The 16,982-nt window shown below is 59.2% G+C and carries 29 protein-coding genes and 1 pseudogene; 2 read left to right on the top strand and 28 right to left on the bottom strand.

Going from position 1 to position 16,982, the window contains the following annotated elements; all coding sequences use genetic code 11:
- Positions 1-27: 27 nt before the first annotated feature.
- Positions 28-969 (top strand): protein-methionine-sulfoxide reductase catalytic subunit MsrP, encoded by a 942-nt coding sequence (gene msrP, locus AB4Z53_RS34140; protein WP_441599832.1) that lies wholly within the window; start codon positions 28-30, stop codon positions 967-969.
- Between the two features lie 2 nt (positions 970-971).
- Positions 972-1,625, top strand: a complete 654-nt coding sequence (msrQ, locus tag AB4Z53_RS34145; protein ID WP_441599834.1) for a protein-methionine-sulfoxide reductase heme-binding subunit MsrQ — start codon at positions 972-974, stop codon at positions 1,623-1,625.
- Positions 1,626-1,767: 142 nt separating this feature from the next.
- On the opposite strand, the gene rplQ is transcribed toward msrQ, so the two are convergent.
- From rplQ to tuf, 28 genes and pseudogenes are all read right to left on the bottom strand, one after another.
- Complete coding sequence (gene rplQ / locus AB4Z53_RS34150; RefSeq protein WP_057255585.1) at positions 1,768-2,193, bottom strand: 50S ribosomal protein L17; 426 nt, start codon at positions 2,191-2,193, stop codon at positions 1,768-1,770.
- Positions 2,194-2,237: 44 nt separating this feature from the next.
- On the bottom strand, positions 2,238-3,248 hold the full coding sequence (locus tag AB4Z53_RS34155) for a DNA-directed RNA polymerase subunit alpha (RefSeq protein WP_025426686.1): 1,011 nt from the start codon (positions 3,246-3,248) through the stop codon (positions 2,238-2,240).
- A 103-nt stretch (positions 3,249-3,351) separates the two neighbouring features.
- Positions 3,352-3,741 carry a 30S ribosomal protein S11 gene (gene rpsK / locus AB4Z53_RS34160; protein ID WP_003536496.1) on the bottom strand — a complete coding sequence of 130 codons (390 nt, stop codon included), beginning with the start codon at positions 3,739-3,741 and terminating at the stop codon, positions 3,352-3,354.
- A 226-nt stretch (positions 3,742-3,967) separates the two neighbouring features.
- The gene (rpsM, locus tag AB4Z53_RS34165; RefSeq protein ID WP_034795586.1) at positions 3,968-4,336 is read right to left on the bottom strand and encodes a 30S ribosomal protein S13; all 369 of its coding nucleotides are present in this window, start codon (positions 4,334-4,336) and stop codon (positions 3,968-3,970) included.
- Between the two features lie 232 nt (positions 4,337-4,568).
- Entirely contained in the window at positions 4,569-5,147 is a 579-nt protein-coding gene (locus tag AB4Z53_RS34170; protein ID WP_223727030.1) for an adenylate kinase, read from the bottom strand.
- A complete protein-coding gene (secY, locus tag AB4Z53_RS34175; RefSeq protein WP_113541387.1) occupies positions 5,144-6,484 on the bottom strand; it encodes a preprotein translocase subunit SecY in 1,341 nt (446 codons plus the stop codon). Before secY ends, AB4Z53_RS34170 begins: the two co-directional genes overlap by 4 nt.
- Positions 6,485-6,719: 235 nt before the next feature.
- The gene (gene rplO, locus AB4Z53_RS34180) at positions 6,720-7,190 is read right to left on the bottom strand and encodes a 50S ribosomal protein L15 (RefSeq protein WP_057255582.1); all 471 of its coding nucleotides are present in this window, start codon (positions 7,188-7,190) and stop codon (positions 6,720-6,722) included.
- 13 nt (positions 7,191-7,203) lie between these two features.
- Positions 7,204-7,407 carry a 50S ribosomal protein L30 gene (gene rpmD, locus AB4Z53_RS34185; protein ID WP_043623384.1) on the bottom strand — a complete coding sequence of 68 codons (204 nt, stop codon included), beginning with the start codon at positions 7,405-7,407 and terminating at the stop codon, positions 7,204-7,206.
- 12 nt (positions 7,408-7,419) lie between these two features.
- Positions 7,420-7,989, bottom strand: coding sequence for a 30S ribosomal protein S5 (gene rpsE, locus AB4Z53_RS34190; RefSeq protein ID WP_113541389.1), 570 nt, complete (start codon positions 7,987-7,989; stop codon positions 7,420-7,422).
- Between the two features lie 128 nt (positions 7,990-8,117).
- A complete protein-coding gene (gene rplR, locus AB4Z53_RS34195; RefSeq protein ID WP_025426679.1) occupies positions 8,118-8,480 on the bottom strand; it encodes a 50S ribosomal protein L18 in 363 nt (120 codons plus the stop codon).
- Between the two features lie 12 nt (positions 8,481-8,492).
- Positions 8,493-9,026, bottom strand: coding sequence for a 50S ribosomal protein L6 (gene rplF, locus AB4Z53_RS34200; protein ID WP_113541390.1), 534 nt, complete (start codon positions 9,024-9,026; stop codon positions 8,493-8,495).
- A 45-nt stretch (positions 9,027-9,071) separates the two neighbouring features.
- Positions 9,072-9,470, bottom strand: a complete 399-nt coding sequence (rpsH, locus tag AB4Z53_RS34205) for a 30S ribosomal protein S8 (RefSeq protein WP_025426677.1) — start codon at positions 9,468-9,470, stop codon at positions 9,072-9,074.
- Between the two features lie 12 nt (positions 9,471-9,482).
- Complete coding sequence (gene rpsN, locus AB4Z53_RS34210) at positions 9,483-9,788, bottom strand: 30S ribosomal protein S14 (RefSeq protein WP_104667131.1); 306 nt, start codon at positions 9,786-9,788, stop codon at positions 9,483-9,485.
- A gap of 33 nt (positions 9,789-9,821) precedes the next feature.
- Positions 9,822-10,379, bottom strand: a complete 558-nt coding sequence (rplE, locus tag AB4Z53_RS34215) for a 50S ribosomal protein L5 (RefSeq protein ID WP_043623396.1) — start codon at positions 10,377-10,379, stop codon at positions 9,822-9,824.
- Positions 10,372-10,683 carry a 50S ribosomal protein L24 gene (rplX, locus tag AB4Z53_RS34220; protein WP_025426674.1) on the bottom strand — a complete coding sequence of 104 codons (312 nt, stop codon included), beginning with the start codon at positions 10,681-10,683 and terminating at the stop codon, positions 10,372-10,374. Before rplX ends, rplE begins: the two co-directional genes overlap by 8 nt.
- 14 nt (positions 10,684-10,697) lie before the next feature.
- Positions 10,698-11,066 (bottom strand): 50S ribosomal protein L14, encoded by a 369-nt coding sequence (rplN, locus tag AB4Z53_RS34225; protein WP_034795548.1) that lies wholly within the window; start codon positions 11,064-11,066, stop codon positions 10,698-10,700.
- A gap of 178 nt (positions 11,067-11,244) precedes the next feature.
- A complete protein-coding gene (gene rpsQ / locus AB4Z53_RS34230; protein ID WP_034795546.1) occupies positions 11,245-11,481 on the bottom strand; it encodes a 30S ribosomal protein S17 in 237 nt (78 codons plus the stop codon).
- Positions 11,482-11,493: 12 nt separating this feature from the next.
- Positions 11,494-11,694 carry a 50S ribosomal protein L29 gene (rpmC, locus tag AB4Z53_RS34235; RefSeq protein WP_034795543.1) on the bottom strand — a complete coding sequence of 67 codons (201 nt, stop codon included), beginning with the start codon at positions 11,692-11,694 and terminating at the stop codon, positions 11,494-11,496.
- Between the two features lie 11 nt (positions 11,695-11,705).
- A complete protein-coding gene (rplP, locus tag AB4Z53_RS34240) occupies positions 11,706-12,119 on the bottom strand; it encodes a 50S ribosomal protein L16 (protein ID WP_011975175.1) in 414 nt (137 codons plus the stop codon).
- A gap of 38 nt (positions 12,120-12,157) precedes the next feature.
- Positions 12,158-12,892 (bottom strand): 30S ribosomal protein S3, encoded by a 735-nt coding sequence (gene rpsC / locus AB4Z53_RS34245; RefSeq protein ID WP_113541392.1) that lies wholly within the window; start codon positions 12,890-12,892, stop codon positions 12,158-12,160.
- Positions 12,892-13,281: a 50S ribosomal protein L22 gene (gene rplV / locus AB4Z53_RS34250; protein ID WP_057255573.1), complete on the bottom strand. Its 390-nt coding sequence runs from the start codon at positions 13,279-13,281 to the stop codon at positions 12,892-12,894. The genes rpsC and rplV overlap by 1 nt, the downstream gene beginning before the upstream one ends.
- Before the next feature lie 2 nt (positions 13,282-13,283).
- Positions 13,284-13,562: a 30S ribosomal protein S19 gene (gene rpsS / locus AB4Z53_RS34255; RefSeq protein WP_018239488.1), complete on the bottom strand. Its 279-nt coding sequence runs from the start codon at positions 13,560-13,562 to the stop codon at positions 13,284-13,286.
- Between the two features lie 15 nt (positions 13,563-13,577).
- Positions 13,578-14,414, bottom strand: coding sequence for a 50S ribosomal protein L2 (rplB, locus tag AB4Z53_RS34260; protein WP_113541393.1), 837 nt, complete (start codon positions 14,412-14,414; stop codon positions 13,578-13,580).
- A 43-nt stretch (positions 14,415-14,457) separates the two neighbouring features.
- The gene (locus AB4Z53_RS34265) at positions 14,458-14,751 is read right to left on the bottom strand and encodes a 50S ribosomal protein L23 (RefSeq protein ID WP_057255571.1); all 294 of its coding nucleotides are present in this window, start codon (positions 14,749-14,751) and stop codon (positions 14,458-14,460) included.
- Positions 14,748-15,368, bottom strand: a complete 621-nt coding sequence (gene rplD, locus AB4Z53_RS34270) for a 50S ribosomal protein L4 (protein ID WP_034795521.1) — start codon at positions 15,366-15,368, stop codon at positions 14,748-14,750. The genes AB4Z53_RS34265 and rplD overlap by 4 nt, the downstream gene beginning before the upstream one ends.
- A 12-nt stretch (positions 15,369-15,380) precedes the next feature.
- Positions 15,381-16,067 carry a 50S ribosomal protein L3 gene (rplC, locus tag AB4Z53_RS34275; protein WP_057255569.1) on the bottom strand — a complete coding sequence of 229 codons (687 nt, stop codon included), beginning with the start codon at positions 16,065-16,067 and terminating at the stop codon, positions 15,381-15,383.
- A 139-nt stretch (positions 16,068-16,206) separates the two neighbouring features.
- Complete coding sequence (gene rpsJ, locus AB4Z53_RS34280) at positions 16,207-16,515, bottom strand: 30S ribosomal protein S10 (RefSeq protein ID WP_003507767.1); 309 nt, start codon at positions 16,513-16,515, stop codon at positions 16,207-16,209.
- A 320-nt stretch (positions 16,516-16,835) separates the two neighbouring features.
- A pseudogene (gene tuf, locus AB4Z53_RS34285) lies at positions 16,836-16,982 on the bottom strand (elongation factor Tu); the annotation flags it as partial.

The following is a 16,982-nucleotide window of genomic DNA, read 5'->3' on the forward strand; positions in this document are numbered from 1 at the left end:
GGCTCATAAACACTCTCGGATAAGACCATGCCAAGCTACCGCCCGCCACGAATCGTTTCTTCGGAAATCACCCCGGAGAACATCTTCATCAATCGCCGTGCATTCCTGGGCGCTGCAGCCGGCGGCATCCTTCTTGCCGGCAGCGGCGCAGGCATGGCGGCGGCGCTCAGCGCGCCCAAGGGCAAGTACGTCGTCGACGAAGACCTGACGCCCGAAGCCGATGTCACCGGCTACAACAACTTCTATGAGTTCGGGACCGGCAAGGGTGATCCGGCCGCCAATTCGAGCGGCTTCAAGCCAGCCCCCTGGACGGTGAAGGTCGACGGTCTCGTCGGCAAACCGATGGAGTTCGGGCTCGAGGAACTGCTTAAGTTCCCGATCGAGGAGCGCGTCTACCGCATGCGCTGCGTCGAGGCGTGGTCGATGGTGATCCCTTGGACGGGCTTCCAGCTCTCATCCCTGCTCGACAAGGTCGAGCCGCTTGGCAGCGCCAAGTACGTCTCGTTCGAAACCGTCGTCCGTCCTTCGGAAATGTCGGGTCAATCCGGATTCTTCCAACCCCTGCCATGGCCCTATCGTGAGGGCTTGCGCCTCGACGAGGCGCGCCATCCGCTCACTCTCCTGTCTGTGGGCGTCTACGGCAAGACGCTTCCGAACCAGAACGGCGCTCCCATACGGCTCGTTACGCCCTGGAAATACGGCTTCAAGGGTATCAAGTCGATCGTGCGGATTTCGCTCACCGAAACACAGCCGCCCTCTACCTGGAACCTATCCGCCCCCAACGAGTATGGCTTCTTTGCCAACGTCAACCCGGCCGTCGATCACCCGCGCTGGAGCCAGGCGACAGAGAACCGCATCGGCGGCGGCGGGTTCTTCGGCTCCAATCGTCGCGACACCCTGCCCTTCAATGGCTATGCCGATGAGGTCGCAAGCCTTTATGCCGGCATGGACTTGAAAGCGAACTATTGATCATGGCCCGCCTGCCCTCGCTTCCGAAACGCTATCATTCGGCCTCGGTATCGGCAGTCTACGGGTTCGGCCTGGTGCCTGCCGGCTATGCCTTCTATCTTGGCGCCACCGGCCAACTGCCCGGAAATCCGGTCAAGGAGTTTGAACATCTGCTCGGTCTCTGGGCGCTTCGCTATCTCGTTGCGACCTTGGCGATCACGCCGATCCGCGATCTCTTCGGCATCAACTGGTTGCGCTACCGTCGGGCCCTGGGGCTGCTCGCCTTCTATTACGTGCTGATGCACTTCCTCGCCTATATGCTGCTCGATCAGGTGCTGAATGTGCCGGCCATCCTCGCCGACATCGCCCGGCGTCCCTTCATCACCATCGGCATGGCCGCGTTCGTCATGCTGATCCCGCTGGCGCTGACGTCCAACAACTGGTCGATCCGCAAACTCGGCACACGATGGAACACGCTGCACCGGCTCGCCTATCTGATCGCCGCAGCCGGTGCGCTGCATTTTTCGATGTCGGTGAAGGTCGTCGGTCCCGAACAGATGCTCTACCTTGGCCTGGTCACCGTTCTGCTCGTGTGGAGGCTGGTGCGCAAACCCTATCTGCACCGGAAACGACACGCGGCCAACGCACCGGCCAGGACAGCCTCCGGAAGAGCCTGAAGCGTTCTTCGTCCTACCTCGCGTTCAACGAAACCGCGTCTGAACGAACGTGCCTTCAAAATACGCCCAAGCAACAGGCACATAGAAAAAGCGGCCGGGTGATCACCACCCGGCCGCTTCAAATTTTCTGCCTTCGATCGGCTTAGGCTGCTTCGGCAGCTTCAGCTTCAGCGGCAACGCGGGCGAGATCCTTCGCGCCCTTTGCCGAGACGTCGCGGTCAACGAATTCGATGACGGCGAGCGCGGCGTTGTCGCCGTGGCGGAAGCCAGCCTTCATGATGCGCAGGTAGCCGCCGTTGCGGGTGGCGTAGCGCGATGCGATCGTGTCGAACAGCTTCGAAACGACGGCGGCGTCGCGGATCTGCGAGATCGCCTGACGGCGAGCGTGCAGGTCACCGCGCTTGCCGAGCGTGACGAGCTTCTCGACGATCGGGCGGATTTCCTTGGCCTTCGGCAGGGTCGTAACGATCTGCTCGTGTTCGATCAGCGAAGCTGCCATGTTGGCAAACATCGCCTTGCGGTGGCTGGCGGTTCTATTCAGCTTGCGGCCGGCTTTACCGTGGCGCATGGCTATTCTCCTTCACTTGCAGGCATTCGCCCGCAGTCTAATGGTTAGTATTGGTCTTCGTAACGCTTGGCGAGATCTTCGATGTTCTCAGGCGGCCAGGACGGCACTTCCATGCCGAGGTGCAGGCCCATGGAAGCGAGAACTTCCTTGATTTCGTTCAGCGACTTGCGACCAAAATTCGGTGTGCGGAGCATTTCTGCTTCGGTCTTCTGAATGAGGTCGCCGATGTAGACGATGTTGTCGTTCTTCAGGCAGTTGGCCGAACGGACCGAAAGCTCCAGTTCGTCGACCTTCTTGAGAAGCGCCGGGTTGAAGGCGAGTTCGGTGACTGCCTCTTCCTCTGCTTCCTTCTGCGGCTCGTCGAAGTTGACGAACACCGACAGCTGGTCCTGAAGGATGCGGGCCGCGAAAGCGATCGCATCTTCACCGGTAACGGAACCGTCCGTCTCGATGGACATCGTCAGCTTGTCATAATCAAGAACCTGGCCTTCGCGGGTGTTTTCCACCTTGTAGGACACTTTCTTGACCGGCGAGTACAGGCTGTCGACCGGGATCAGGCCGATCGGAGCATCTTCCGAACGGTTGCGATCAGCCGGCACGTAGCCCTTGCCGTTGTTGACGGTGAACTCCATGCGGATTTCCGCGCCCTCGTCGAGGGTGCAGATCACATGGTTCGGGTTGAGGATTTCGATATCGCCAACCGTCTGGATGTCACCGGCGGTAACAACGCCCGGACCCTGCTTGCGCACGACCATGCGTTTTGCGTCGTCGCCATCCATCTTGATGGCGATTTCCTTGATGTTGAGCACGATGTCCGTCACATCTTCCCGGACGCCCGGGATAGAGGAGAACTCGTGCAGAACGCCGTCGATCTGCACTGCAGTGACAGCAGCACCGCGCAGCGACGACAGAAGCACGCGGCGAAGCGCGTTGCCGAGAGTCAGACCAAAGCCGCGCTCAAGCGGCTCCGCAACCAACGTTGCCTTGGTGCGGCCGGAGGAGATGAACTCCACCTTGTTCGGCTTGATCAGTTCCTGCCAATTCTTCTGGATCATGTTTTCTGCCTTCCGTTCGTTGCCACCATCCAATCGTGACAACCGAGCCCCGAAGACCGGGAGAGCGCGGGTGCACTCTCACCGGCATGTTGAATGCATATGATCAGACGCGGCGCTTCTTGCGCGGACGGCAGCCGTTGTGCGGGATCGGGGTCACATCGCGGATCGAGGTGATCATGAAGCCCGCAGCCTGCAGCGCGCGAAGAGCGGATTCACGACCGGAGCCCGGACCGCAAACTTCGACTTCCAGCGACTTCATGCCGTGTTCCTGAGCCTTCTTGGCGCAGTCTTCAGCGGCGATCTGAGCGGCAAACGGGGTCGACTTACGCGAACCCTTGAAACCCTTTGCACCGGCAGACGACCAGGCAATCGCGTTGCCCTGTGCGTCGGTGATGGTGATCATGGTGTTGTTGAACGACGAATTGACGTGGGCAACGCCAGACGTGATGTTCTTGCGTTCGCGACGGCGAACGCGGGTGGCTTCCTTGGCCATAGGATCCCTTTCTTAGATCTCTGCACCGCCGTAATTCCAGCGGCTCCACCGGGAAAAGGATTTGTCGTCCCCTGCCCTGCATCTTCATTTCCCGTCGAGCGGGATACCCACTTGACGGACTTAACAACCGGCCAATCGACCGGACAAAGGTCAGGCAAGCGCCTTTCCAAACTGCAAAAGGAGGCCGGCGCTTGACGCCAGCCTCCCAATCTCCCTTTTCGGGAAATTACTTCTTCTTACCGGCAATCGCCTTCGCCGGACCCTTGCGGGTGCGGGCGTTGGTGTGGGTGCGCTGACCCCGAACCGGCAGGCCACGACGATGACGCAGGCCGCGGTAGCAGCCGAGGTCCATCAGGCGCTTGATGTTCATCGAGGTCTCGCGACGCAGGTCACCTTCGACCTGGTAATCGCGGTCGATCGTTTCGCGGATCTGCAGGACTTCAGCGTCCGTCAGCTGATGCACGCGACGATCTGCCGGAATACCGACCTTCTCGATGATTTCCTGTGCGAATTTCGGGCCGATCCCGTGAATGTAGGTCAGCGCGATAACTACGCGCTTTGCCGTCGGGATGTTGACGCCAGCGATACGTGCCACGTCTATTCTCCTTGCGTTCCAGTTGCCATCCGGCAATAGGTGCTTCGTTACGCGACCTCGAAGAGCCGCACGTTGATTGAGGTTCGAGACACGTCAAAAACGACCGCACTCGGACTTCATTTTCTTTGAAGACCGCGCCGATCGCTCTCTTGTCGCGAGTTGGCGCTGTCTTTGGCGGAATCGGCCGGGAAAGTCAACTCCCCGGCGGTTCCTTTTCGGCAAAGACCAATGTCTAAGCCAGAATCTTCTCGATCTCTGCGGTGACAGTGGTCACTTCCGCCATGCCATCGACCGTTCTCAGCTGGCCGGTGCCGGCATAGTGCTCGGAGAGCGGTGCCGTCTTCTCGCGATACTCAGTCAAGCGTCGCTTGAAGGCTTCCGGATTGTCGTCCGAACGTACGGCGCCTCCCGCAGCGATGGTCTCCGCTACGCGATTCTCCATACGCTTTACAAGGGCTGCCTCGTCGACCTTCAACTCGATGACTGCATCGAGCTTCAGACCCTTGCCTTCCAGCATCCTGCCGAGTGCGATCGCCTGCGGAACGGTGCGCGGGTAACCATCCAGGATGAACCCCTTCGCACAGTCCGGCTGATCGATGCGATCCGACACGATTTCGTTGACGATCTCATCCGACACCAGCTGACCGGCGTCCATGACTGCTTTCGCACGCTTGCCGACCTCAGTCGCCTGGGCAACGGCGGCCCGCAGCATATCGCCTGTGGAAAGCTGCGGAATGCCGTATCTCTCCGTCAGAAGCTTGGCCTGTGTCCCCTTGCCAGCGCCTGGCGGCCCCAAAAAAATCAGTCTCATCGTCCCCTCTTTCCTCCGCGCAGCTTCGACTTCTTGATCAGCCCCTCATACTGCTGTGCGATGAGATGGCCCTGGATCTGTGCTACCGTATCAAGGGTCACGCTGACAACAATCAAAAGCGACGTACCACCAAGGTAGAACGGCACGCCGGTCTGAGAAATCAGAACTTCCGGCAGAATGCAGACGAAGATCAGGTAGATCGCACCGATGACGGTGATGCGCGTCAGGACGTAATCGATGTATTCCGCAGTGCGCTCGCCCGGGCGAATGCCAGGGATGAAGCCGCCATGCTTCTTCAGATTGTCGGCCGTGTCCTTCGGATTGAAGACGATCGCCGTGTAGAAGAAGGCGAAGAACGCAATCATCGCACCGTAAAGGACCATGTAAAGCGGCTTGCCGTGACCAAGTGAACCAACGATCGTGGTCGCCCAACCCGGTAGCGTCGCCGTGTTGGCAAAGCCCGCAAGCGTCGCCGGCAAGAGCAGCAGCGACGAGGCGAAGATCGCCGGAATGACGCCCGAGGTGTTAAGCTTCAGCGGCAGGTGCGAGGTGTCGCCCTGGAACATGCGGTTGCCGACCTGGCGCTTCGGATACTGGATCAGAAGCCGGCGCTGCGCCCGCTCGACGAAGACGATCAGGGCAATGACGGCGACGACCATGATGATGATCGCCAGAATCAGCGGGGTCGAAAGCGCGCCGGTGCGGCCAAGTTCAAGTGTGCCGGCCAATGCCGTCGGCAGATGCGCAACGATACCGGCGAAGATGATCAACGAAATACCGTTGCCGATACCGCGCGAGGTGATCTGCTCACCGAGCCACATCAGGAACATGGTGCCGCCGAGCAGCGAAATGACGGTCGAAATGCGGAAGAACCAACCCGGATCGTTCACGAGGCCGTTGCCGCTCTCGAGGCCGACAGCAATGGCGTAAGCCTGCGCCGTGCCGAGAAGCACCGTGCCGTAACGGGTGTACTGGTTGATGATCTTGCGCCCCTGCTCGCCTTCCTTCTTCAGCTGTTCCAGAGCCGGAACGACCGAGGTCATCAGCTGAACGATAATCGAGGCAGAGATATAGGGCATGATGCCGAGCGCAAAGATCGCCATGCGCTCAACTGCGCCGCCCGAAAACATGTTGAAGAGGCCGAGAATACCACCGCTCTGGCCGCGGAATGCCTGGGCAAACGCGTCCGGGTTGAGGCCGGGCAGCGGGATATAGGTGCCAAGACGGTAAACCAGAAGCGCACCAAGCGTGAACCAGAGTCGTTTCTTCAGATCTTCCGCCTTAGCGAAAGTCGAGAAATTCAGGTTCGAGGCGAGCTGTTCCGCTGCAGAAGCCATGCAATTCTCCGCGTACCAAATCTCGGAATCAGCGGGAACACCCGGTCCGTTCCGGAAGGAATAACTTTTCGTATTGAAAACCGGACGCGAGGCGATTGTGTCTGCAATCGGATGCCTCACCGTGGTTTCCGCTTTGTCCGCTCGCGGCGAGCGATTCGCCGGCTGCGGACGTGAGGCTCACATATGGGAGCAAAACCGCCCGGAGTGAAGCACCCCGGGCGGTTCATCAATAATATTATTCAGCAGCAGCTGCGAGCAGCTTGACCGAACCGCCGGCCTTTTCGATCTTCTCGATCGCCGACTTGGAAGCGCCGGCAACTTCGATCGAAACCTTCGCCTTCAGTTCGCCGTCAGCGAGAACGCGGACGCCGTCCTTTTCGCGACGGATAACGCCAGCAGCCTTGAGGGCAGCTGCATCGACGGTCTTGGAAGCGTCGAGCTTCTTGGCGTCGATTGCCGTCTGGATGCGGCCGAGCGACACGACAACAAACTCCGAAGCGAAGATGTTGTTGAAGCCGCGCTTCGGCAGACGACGGTAGATTGGCATCTGACCGCCTTCGAAGCCGTTGATGGCAACGCCCGAACGAGCCTTCTGACCCTTTACACCGCGGCCGGCCGTCTTGCCAGATCCCGAGCCGATACCACGGCCGAGACGCTTGCGGCTGTGGGTCGAGCCTTCGTTGTCCTTGATTTCATTCAGTTTCATGATCTTATCCCCCTCACTTCTCGTCGACGACGCGAACGAGGTGCTGGACGGTCCGGATCATGCCGCGAACAGACGGAGTGTCTTCCAGCGTGCGAACCCGGTGCATCTTGTTGAGGCCCAGACCGATGAGCGTCTGACGCTGTACGGCCGGACGGCGAATGGGGCTACCGATCTGCTCGACGGTAACGGTCTTCGCGGCGACTTCTTTCTTAGCCATCTGTCAGCTCCCTTATTCTTCGGAAGCAGCGCCGGAGGCAACACGACGAGCCTGGAGCGTGGCGTACTTCATGCCGCGCTGAGCTGCGATGTCCTTCGGGTGCATCTGGTTCTTGAGGGCGTCGAACGTGGCGCGAACCATGTTGTACGGGTTCGACGAACCGGTCGACTTAGCGACGACGTCATGAACGCCGAGCGTTTCGAAAACGGCGCGCATCGGGCCACCAGCGATGATACCGGTACCGGCCTTGGCCGAACGCAGCAGCACCTTGCCGGCGCCGTGACGGCCGTGAACGTCGTGATGCAGGGTACGACCACCACGCAGCGGGACGAAGATCAGGTCGCGCTTTGCGGCTTCCGTTGCCTTGCGGATGGCTTCCGGCACTTCGCGCGCCTTGCCATGACCGAAGCCAACGCGACCCTTCTGGTCGCCAACGACGACGAGAGCTGCGAAACCGAAACGACGACCGCCCTTCACCACCTTGGCGACGCGGTTAATTGCTACGAGCTTATCGACAAATTCGCTGTCGCGCTCTTCGCGGTTCTGGCGATCTTCGCGAGAACCCCTTCTTTCCTGTGCCATTGTCCTTTTCCTTTTTCTTTTCCGGGTGCAATCGGCAGATTGACAAAAGTCGCCCCCTCCACTTGGAGCGGAAGCGACCGGAAACTTATGAGGGTGCCAGGCGAGCACAAGACTCGCCTGGCAAACGATCAGAAGTTCAGACCACCTTCACGTGCAGCTTCGGCGAGAGCCTTGATGCGACCGTGATAGATGAAGGCGCCACGATCAAAGACAACGTCCTTGACGCCAGCCTTTACGGCACGCTCAGCGATGAGCTTGCCGACGGCAGCCGCAGCTGCCGCGTCAGCGCCCGTCTTCAACGACGAACGCAGATCGGTGTCGAGCGTGGAGGCAGACGCAAGCGTCTTGCCGGCCACATCATCGATAACCTGTACGTAGATGTTCTTCGACGAGCGATGAACCGACAGGCGCGGACGGCCATTCGCGACCGCCTTGATTTGACGGCGCACGCGGTTGGCGCGACGCACAAGAGTATCTTTCCTGCTAGCCATTTCGCGTGATCCTTACTTCTTCTTGCCTTCTTTGCGGACAATCCGCTCTTCGGCATACTTGACACCCTTGCCCTTGTAGGGCTCGGGGCCGCGGTATTCGCGGATCTCCGCGGCAACCTGGCCGACCTGCTGCTTGTTGATGCCGGACACGATGATTTCAGTCGGCTTCGGAACAGCAATCGTGATGCCTTCAGGCGTCTGATAGACCACGTCGTGGCTGAAACCGAGGGCCAGCTGCAGGTTCTTGCCCTGCAGCGACGCGCGATAACCGACGCCGTTGATTTCGAGCTTGCGCTCGAAGCCGTCTTTGACACCCTTGAAGATGTTCTCGATCATCGTGCGGGACATGCCCCACTTCGAACGAGCATCCTTGCTCTGGTTGAGCGGCTGAACAACAACCGCGTTTTCTTCGAGCGCTACCGATACTTCGTCGTTTGCAACAAAGAACAGTTCGCCCTTGGGGCCCTTCGCCGTTACCTTCTGGCCATCAACGCTTGCCGTGACGCCTGCCGGAACCTGAACGGGCTTCTTACCGATACGAGACATTTTTATACCTGTCTGTTCGCTATGGAGAACTCTGCTACGCCTTCCTTAGAAGACGGAGCAAAGGATCTCGCCACCAACATTCTGTTCGCGTGCCTGATGATCGGCCATCACGCCCTTCGGGGTCGAAAGGATGGTGATGCCGAGGCCGTTCGCGACCTGCGGAATGGACTTAACCGAGACATAAACTCGGCGGCCCGGCTTGGAGACGCGCCCGATCTCACGGATCACGGAGGCGCCTTCGTAGTACTTCAGTTCGATGTTCAGCTCGGCCTTGCCGTTGCCAAATACGACTTCTGAGTATCCACGGATGTAGCCTTCAGCCTGAAGGACATCCAGAACACGTGCGCGCAGCTTGGAAGCCGGCGTGGAAACGCTCGACTTGCGGCGTGCCGCGCCGTTACGGATACGGGTGAGCATATCGCCCAGCGGATCAGTCATTGCCATGTGCCCGTCTCCTTACCAGCTCGACTTGACGACGCCCGGCACCTTGCCGAGGTTGCCCAGTTCGCGAAGCGCAATACGCGACATACGAAGTTTACGATAGAAGGCACGCGGACGGCCGGTAACTTCGCAACGGTTGCGGATGCGGGTCTTGGATCCATCGCGCGGCAGACCTGCCAACTTGATGGTTGCCTTGAACCGCTCTTCGATCGGGAGAGACTGGTTCATGATGGTCGCCTTCAGAGCGGCACGCTTTGCAGCCTGCGAGGCAACCAGTTTGCGGCGGCGCTTGTTCTTTTCAACTGCGCTCGTTTTCGCCATTACTGTTATCCTTCTTTACGCTTGTCGTTACGATTACTGACGGAACGGGAAGTTGAACTCTGCGAGCAGAGCACGAGCTTCGTCGTCGTTAGTAGCCGTCGTGCAAACGATGATGTCCATGCCCCACATCTGATCAACCTTGTCGTAGTTGATCTCAGGGAACACAATGTGCTCCTTCACGCCCATGGCGAAGTTGCCACGACCATCAAAGGACTTCGGATTGAGGCCGCGGAAGTCGCGAACGCGCGGAAGAGCGATGTTCACGAGACGATCCAGGAACTCAAACATCCGAACGCCGCGCAGGGTAACCTTGGCACCAATCGGCATGCCTTCGCGAAGCTTGAAGCCAGCGATGGAGTTGCGAGCGCGGGTGATTACCGGCTTCTGGCCAGCAATCGCTGCGAGGTCGGCAGCAGCAACGGTCGGCTTCTTGGAGTCGCCCGTCGATTCGCCAACACCCATGTTGATGACGATCTTGTCGAGGCGCGGGATCTGCATCTCGTTGGCGTAGGAGAACTTCTCCTGCATAGCCGCACGAATACGCTCGACATATTCCTTCTTGAGCCGCGGCTCGTAAGCGGACTTAGCCATCGATCACTACTCCCGAACGCTTGGCCACGCGGACCTTCTTGTCGCCATCGATCTTGAAACCGACGCGGGTCGGCTTGCCGTCCTTCGGATCGGCAATCGCGATGTTCGAAAGATGGATCGAGGCTTCCTTGTTGATGATGCCGGCTTCCTGGCTCTGGGTCTGGCGCTGGTGACGCTTCACCATGTTTACGCCACGCACGACAGCCCGGTCTTCCTTCGGCATTACCTGTACGACTTCGCCGGTACGGCCCTTGTCCTTACCGGTGAGAACGACGACTTTGTCGCCTTTGCGAATCTTTTGCATCTCTCAACGCTCCCTTAGAGTACTTCTGGAGCCAGCGAGATGATCTTCATGTGGTTCTTGGCGCGAAGTTCGCGCGGAACCGGTCCGAAGATACGGGTGCCGATCGGCTCTTTCTTGTTATCGATAAGAACGGCTGCGTTGGTGTCAAAGCGGATGACCGAGCCATCCGGACGGCGGATGTCCTTCGCAGTGCGAACGACAACAGCCTTCATGACATCACCCTTCTTTACGCGGCCGCGCGGAATGGCTTCCTTGATCGAAACGACAATGATGTCGCCGACCGACGCATACTTGCGCTTGGAGCCGCCCAGCACCTTGATGCACATGACACGACGTGCGCCGGAATTATCCGCCACGTCGAGGTTTGTTTGCATCTGAATCATGTCAGGTCGCCTTCTTGTTGTTACCAGGCCGGTTGGGTCGAAACCCCCTCGCCCGGCTTATAGTGCTCATCTCAAAGCAAAAGAACGCCCGGAATCGAGCGTTCCCCTGCTTCAATTGCGTGCTTCATACAGGTATTTTCCCAAGACGCAAGGGTCTTGGCGTCAAAACCTGCTGAAATCAAGCGTGGGCGGCGACTACCGTCCAGCGCTTATCCTTCGAGATCGGCGCACATTCCTCGATGGAAACGACGTCACCAACCTTGTACTGGTTGTTTTCGTCGTGCGCCTTGTACTTCTTCGAGCGACGGACGGTCTTCTGGAGGATCGGATGCGCAAAGCGGCGCTCGACCCGTACGACGACGGTCTTGTCGTTCTTGTCGCTGACAACAGTGCCCTGCAGAATGCGTTTCGGCATATTTTCTGGTCCTTAGGCCTTGGCTTCTGCCGCCTTCTGGCGGGCAATGGTTTTGACGCGTGCGATGTCCTTGCGGACTTCGTTGATACGCGAAGACTTCTCGAGCTGGCCGGTCGCCTTCTGGAAGCGCAGGTTGAACTGCTCCTTCTTCAGCTTGGCAAGCTCTTCGTTGAGTTGATCAGCGCTCAGAGCGCGAACATCTACGGCTTTCATGAGTTCACTCCTTACTCTGCGATACGCTGCACGAAGCGCGTCTTGACAGAGAGCTTGGCAGCGCCAAGACGAAGTGCCTCACGGGCAAGTTCTTCGCTGACACCATCGATCTCAAACATCATTCGGCCGGGCTTGACCTTGCATGCCCAGTATTCGACCGAACCCTTACCCTTACCCATGCGGACTTCCGTCGGCTTGGCGGTGACCGGAACGTCGGGGAACACACGGATCCAGACGCGGCCGGCGCGCTTCATGTGACGCGTGATCGCGCGGCGGGCCGCTTCGATCTCGCGTGCATTCACGCGGTTGGGTTCCTGAGCCTTAAGGCCGAATTCGCCAAAAGCGAGATCAGATCCGCCCTTGGCTACGCCCTTGATGCGGCCCTTGAACTGCTTGCGATACTTCGTACGCTTTGGCTGCAACATTTTTTTACTTCTCCGATATTGGCTGCCAAACGCGAATGTTACGCGTTTTCACGACGGCGGTCACGATCGCCACGGTCGCGATCACGGCCTGCCGGGCCCTGGTTGTCACTTTCGATCGCGCGGCGCTCGGAAGCCATCGGATCGTGCTCAAGGATTTCGCCCTTGAAGATCCAGACCTTGATGCCGCAGATGCCGAAAGCGGTTTCCGCTTCAGCCGTGCCGTAATCGATGTCCGCACGCAGGGTGTGCAGCGGAACGCGACCTTCGCGATACCATTCGGTACGAGCGATTTCGGCGCCACCGAGGCGGCCGGCGCAGGTGATCTTGATGCCTTCGGCGCCAAGACGCATGGCCGACTGAACAGCGCGCTTCATCGCGCGGCGGAAAGCCACGCGGCGCTCGAGCTGCTGGGCGATCGACTGAGCAACGAGCGTTGCGTCAACTTCCGGCTTGCGTACTTCAACGATGTTGAGGTGCGTTTCGGAGTTGGTCATCTCGGAAAGCTTCTTGCGGAGCTTTTCGATGTCAGCGCCCTTCTTGCCGATGATGAGACCCGGGCGAGCGGAGTGGATCGTGACGCGGCACTTCTTGTGGGGACGCTCGATGACCACCTTGGCGATACCGGCAGCCTTCAGCTCTTCCATCAGGTAAGCGCGGATCTTCAGGTCTTCATGAAGAAGCTGGCCGTATTCGGCGTTATCCGCGAACCAGCGGCTATCCCAGGTCCGGTTGATACCGAGACGGAAGCCGATCGGATTAATCTTCTGACCCATTATGCGGCCTCCCCTTTGGCTTCCACTTCACGGACGACGATCGTCAGGTGCGAGAACGGCTTTTCGACACGCGATGCACGGCCGCGACCACGAGCGTGGAAGCGCTTCATGACAATCGACTTGCCAACGTAAGCTTCTGCAACGACGAGCGAATCGACGTCGAGATCGTGGTTGTTCTCGGCGTTCGCAATCGCAGATTCAAGGGTCTTCTTGACCGTTTCTGCGATGCGCTTGCGGGAGAACTCCAATTCGGCCAGAGCGCGATCGACCTTCTTGCCGCGGATCATCGCGGCAACCAGGTTGAGCTTCTGGGGGCTGACGCGGATCGTGCGCGCAATTGCCTGCGCCTCATTATCCTTCAGCCGGCGTTCGGCTTTTGCCTTGCCCATTGTTACTTCCTCTTTGCCTTCTTGTCCGCGCCATGACCGTAGTAGGTCCGGGTCGGAGAGAATTCACCAAACTTGTGACCGACCATGTCTTCATTGACGCTGACCGGAACGTGCTTGCTGCCGTTGTAGACGCCGAAGGTGAGGCCGACAAACTGCGGAAGGATCGTGGAGCGGCGGCTCCAAATCTTGATCACTTCGTTGCGACCGCCTTCGCGGACCTTCTCAGCCTTCTTGAGAAGATAACCGTCAACGAACGGACCTTTCCATACTGAACGAGTCATTCGAGACTTCCTCTCTTACTTCTTCTTCTGGTGCCGCGAGCGCATGATGAACTTGTCGGTCGACTTGTTCGAACGCGTACGCTTGCCCTTCGTGGGCTTGCCCCACGGGGTAACCGGGTGACGACCACCCGAGGTACGGCCTTCACCACCGCCGTGCGGGTGGTCAACCGGGTTCATGACGACGCCACGAACGTGCGGGCGCTTACCGCGCCAACGCGAACGACCAGCCTTACCGTCATTGATGTTGCCGTGATCGGGGTTCGATACGGCGCCGATCGATGCGAGGCAGGAACCGTGCACGAGGCGCTGTTCGCCCGAGTTCAGACGAAGGATCGCCATGCCCTGATCGCGACCGACGAGCTGCGCGTAGGTGCCGGCGGAGCGAGCCATCTGGCCGCCCTTGCCCGGCTTCATTTCCACGTTGTGGATGATGGAGCCGACCGGGATGTACTGCAGCGGCATCGTGTTGCCGGGCTTTACGTCGACAGCCTTTTCCGAAGCGATGACCTTGTCGCCAGCAGCGAGGCGCTGCGGAGCGAGGATGTAGGCCTTTTCGCCGTCGGCGTAGTTGACGAGCGCGATGAACGCGGTGCGGTTCGGGTCATATTCCAGACGCTCGACCGTGCCTTCAACGTCGAACTTGCGACGCTTGAAGTCGACCAGGCGATACGTACGCTTGTGACCGCCGCCCTGGAAGCGAACGGTGATGCGACCGAGGTTGTTGCGACCGCCCTTGGAGGACAGGCCTTCGGTCAGCGCCTTGACCGGCTTGCCCTTGTAGAGGCCGGACCGGTCTACGATGACCAGCTGACGCTGGCTCGGGGTCGTCGGATTGAAATTTTTCAATGCCATTTTCTTGTTCCCTTTTGGGTTTTTACCCTAATGGGCCTATCCGTTAGAGACCGGTGGAGACGTCGATGGACTGACCGTCGGCGAGCGTGATGATCGCCTTCTTCACGTCCTTCTGCTTTCCGGCAAAGCCGCGGAAACGCTTCGTCTTGCCCTTGCGGACCAGCGTGTTCACAGCCGTAACCTTGACGCCGAACAGAGCTTCGACAGCAGCCTTGATCTCAGGCTTCGAAGCGTCCTTGGCGACATTGAAGACGACCTGGTTCTGTTCGGAAACCAGCGTCGACTTTTCAGTGATCGAGGGAGACACGATCACGTCGTAGTGGCGAAGATCCGTCATTTGAACCGCTCCTCCAGAGCTTCCACGGCAGCCTTGGAAAGCACGAGCTTGCCACGGCGCAGAATGTCGTAAACGTTGATGCCCTGAACCGGCAGAACGTCCACGTTCGGGATGTTCTGGGCTGCGAGCTTGAAATTGTTCTCGATCTCGGCGCCGCCGATGATGAGAGCGTTGGTGAGGCCGAGCGAGGCGAACACGCCGGCGAGTGCCTTGGTCTTGGCTTCCTTGGCAACGAGATCGTCGATGACGATGATCTCTTCAGCCTTCAACTTGGCCGAGAGCGCATGGCGCAGGCCGAGAGCACGAACCTTCTTCGGAAGGTCGTGAGCGTGGCTGCGGACAACCGGGCCATGAGCCTTGCCACCGCCGCGGAACTGCGGAGCACGAGCGGAGTGGTGGCGGGCGCGGCCCGTACCCTTCTGCTTGTACATCTTGGCGCCGGTGCGCGAAACTTCCGCGCGGCCCTTGGCCTTGTGCGTGCCCTGCTGCTTCTTGGCGAGCTGCCAGCGAACGACGCGGGCAATGATGTCTTCACGGGGTTCGAGGCCGAAAATGGCGTCAGAAAGGGAAACCTTTCCTGCGTCCTTGCCCTCGAGGGTTTTGACGTTGAGATCCATTATTCGGCTCCCTTACTTCGATGCTTCGGCGCGCACAGCGGCCGGGCGCGGAGCGCCTTCCGGGGTGCCCGACTTGATGGCGTCACGAACGACGATCCAGGCACCCTTGGAGCCGGGGACTGCGCCCTTGACCAGGATCAGACCGCGGTCTTCATCGGTCGATACGACTTCGAGGTTCTGGGTGGTGACGCGGGTCTGGCCCATGTGACCAGCCATGCGCTTGCCCTTCCAAACGCGGCCCGGGTCCTGGTTGGAACCGGTAGAACCATGCGAACGGTGCGATACGGAAACGCCGTGCGTTGCACGCAGACCGCCAAAGTTGTGGCGCTTGATGGCGCCGGCAAAGCCCTTACCGATCGTGGTACCGGTGACGTCGACGAGCTGACCGGCAACGAAATGGTTCGCCGTCAGTTCTGCACCGATGTCGATCAGGTTGTCCGCGGAAACGCGGAACTCGACGAGCTTCGCCTTCGGCTCGACGTTGGCAGCAGCAAAATGGCCGCGCATCGCCTTCGGCGTGTTCTTGACCTTGGAGCGACCAGCACCGAGCTGGACAGCAACATAGCCGTTCTTTTCTTCCGTACGCTGGGCTACCACCTGGCAGTTTTCCAGCTTCAAAACTGTAACCGGGATATGCTCACCGGCGTCGTTATAGACGCGGGTCATTCCCACTTTCTGTGCAATCACACCTGAACGCATCGGTTCATTCCTCTTGAGAGTTAGTGACGGAGCGAACCCCCTCACATCTCTGGTTTAAGGTTTCCTTGAGATCATCCGATCTTGAGGTCGCCCGTTTTTGGAAGCCGTTGGACCGGGGCCCACGTACCTTCCTTGTTTATTAAAGCTTGATTTCCACGTCGACGCCGGCAGCCAGGTCGAGCTTCATCAGCGCGTCAACGGTCTGCGGGGTCGGGTCTACGATGTCGAGAAGGCGCTTGTGGGTGCGCATTTCGAACTGTTCACGGCTCTTCTTGTCGACGTGCGGCGAGCGGTTGACCGTAAACTTTTCAATGCGCGTCGGCAGCGGTACGGGACCGCGCACGCTTGCACCGGTACGCTTTGCCGTCGACACGATTTCGCGCGTCGAGGCGTCGAGGATCCGGTGATCAAACGCCTTGAGGCGGATGCGGATGTTCTGGCCGTTCATACGACTTATCCTTGTTCAGGTTACTTGCGGTTTCCGTGGAAAAACACGCAGTGAACTTCGTTTAATTTCGGCCAGTCCGCTAACTTTTCAAAGATCGGAGGGACAGGGTTTCCCCTGCCCCTTCCTATTTGAGCGGCCGTGGCCGGCCTGTCTTCTTGTGAGCGCACAACGTCGAAGCACCGTGCAAATCACGCGTGGGCGCCATTTGCACTATTTCGTCGTCTTCGGCAAGCCGTGCGACCAACTAAATCTTTCGGGGCGGGTATGTCCAAGGCGCATAGCACATGCACCTTGTGTCTTCCCGCCCTCAGTCTCGTCGATTACTCGACGATGGAGGCAACGATGCCTGCGCCGACGGTACGGCCGCCTTCGCGGATCGCGAAGCGCAGCTTTTCTTCCATCGCGATCGGAACGATCAGCTCGACGGCAACCGTGACGTTGTCGCCCGGCATAACCATTTCCGTGCC

This window comes from Ensifer sp. 2TAB8, from assembly GCF_052115125.1.
Taxonomy (GTDB): domain Bacteria; phylum Pseudomonadota; class Alphaproteobacteria; order Rhizobiales; family Rhizobiaceae; genus Ensifer.

Coding starts and splice junctions, on each gene's coding strand:
- msrP (WP_441599832.1), top strand. CDS start 28: ATGCCAAGCTACCGCCCGCCACGAATCGTTTCTTCGGAAATCACCCCG.
- AB4Z53_RS34155 (WP_025426686.1), bottom strand. CDS start 3,248: ATGATCCAGAAGAATTGGCAGGAACTGATCAAGCCGAACAAGGTGGAG.
- rplQ (WP_057255585.1), bottom strand. CDS start 2,193: ATGCGCCACGGTAAAGCCGGCCGCAAGCTGAATAGAACCGCCAGCCAC.
- msrQ (WP_441599834.1), top strand. CDS start 972: ATGGCCCGCCTGCCCTCGCTTCCGAAACGCTATCATTCGGCCTCGGTA.
- rpsE (WP_113541389.1), bottom strand. CDS start 7,989: ATGGCACAGGAAAGAAGGGGTTCTCGCGAAGATCGCCAGAACCGCGAA.
- rplB (WP_113541393.1), bottom strand. CDS start 14,414: ATGGCATTGAAAAATTTCAATCCGACGACCCCGAGCCAGCGTCAGCTG.
- rpsJ (WP_003507767.1), bottom strand. CDS start 16,515: ATGAACGGCCAGAACATCCGCATCCGCCTCAAGGCGTTTGATCACCGG.
- rplX (WP_025426674.1), bottom strand. CDS start 10,683: ATGCAAAAGATTCGCAAAGGCGACAAAGTCGTCGTTCTCACCGGTAAG.
- rpsN (WP_104667131.1), bottom strand. CDS start 9,788: ATGGCGAAAACGAGCGCAGTTGAAAAGAACAAGCGCCGCCGCAAACTG.
- rpsQ (WP_034795546.1), bottom strand. CDS start 11,481: ATGCCGAAACGCATTCTGCAGGGCACTGTTGTCAGCGACAAGAACGAC.
- rplF (WP_113541390.1), bottom strand. CDS start 9,026: ATGTCTCGTATCGGTAAGAAGCCCGTTCAGGTTCCGGCAGGCGTCACG.
- rpsC (WP_113541392.1), bottom strand. CDS start 12,892: ATGGGTCAGAAGATTAATCCGATCGGCTTCCGTCTCGGTATCAACCGG.
- rplC (WP_057255569.1), bottom strand. CDS start 16,067: ATGCGTTCAGGTGTGATTGCACAGAAAGTGGGAATGACCCGCGTCTAT.
- AB4Z53_RS34170 (WP_223727030.1), bottom strand. CDS start 5,147: ATGAGACTGATTTTTTTGGGGCCGCCAGGCGCTGGCAAGGGGACACAG.
- rpmD (WP_043623384.1), bottom strand. CDS start 7,407: ATGGCTAAGAAAGAAGTCGCCGCGAAGACCGTTACCGTCGAGCAGATC.
- rplN (WP_034795548.1), bottom strand. CDS start 11,066: ATGATTCAGATGCAAACAAACCTCGACGTGGCGGATAATTCCGGCGCA.
- rplP (WP_011975175.1), bottom strand. CDS start 12,119: ATGTTGCAGCCAAAGCGTACGAAGTATCGCAAGCAGTTCAAGGGCCGC.
- AB4Z53_RS34265 (WP_057255571.1), bottom strand. CDS start 14,751: ATGACGGATCTTCGCCACTACGACGTGATCGTGTCTCCCTCGATCACT.
- rplV (WP_057255573.1), bottom strand. CDS start 13,281: ATGGGCAAGGCAAAAGCCGAACGCCGGCTGAAGGATAATGAGGCGCAG.
- rpmC (WP_034795543.1), bottom strand. CDS start 11,694: ATGAAAGCCGTAGATGTTCGCGCTCTGAGCGCTGATCAACTCAACGAA.
- rpsS (WP_018239488.1), bottom strand. CDS start 13,562: ATGACTCGTTCAGTATGGAAAGGTCCGTTCGTTGACGGTTATCTTCTC.
- rplD (WP_034795521.1), bottom strand. CDS start 15,368: ATGGATCTCAACGTCAAAACCCTCGAGGGCAAGGACGCAGGAAAGGTT.
- secY (WP_113541387.1), bottom strand. CDS start 6,484: ATGGCTTCTGCAGCGGAACAGCTCGCCTCGAACCTGAATTTCTCGACT.
- rpsK (WP_003536496.1), bottom strand. CDS start 3,741: ATGGCCAAGGAAGCCACCCGCGTTCGCCGTCGCGAACGCAAGAACATC.
- rplE (WP_043623396.1), bottom strand. CDS start 10,379: ATGGCTAAGTCCGCTTACGAGCCGCGGCTCAAGAAGGAATATGTCGAG.
- rpsH (WP_025426677.1), bottom strand. CDS start 9,470: ATGGCAATGACTGATCCGCTGGGCGATATGCTCACCCGTATCCGTAAC.
- rplO (WP_057255582.1), bottom strand. CDS start 7,190: ATGAAACTGAATGAAATCAAGGACAACGAAGGCTCGACCCACAGCCGC.
- rplR (WP_025426679.1), bottom strand. CDS start 8,480: ATGGCTAGCAGGAAAGATACTCTTGTGCGTCGCGCCAACCGCGTGCGC.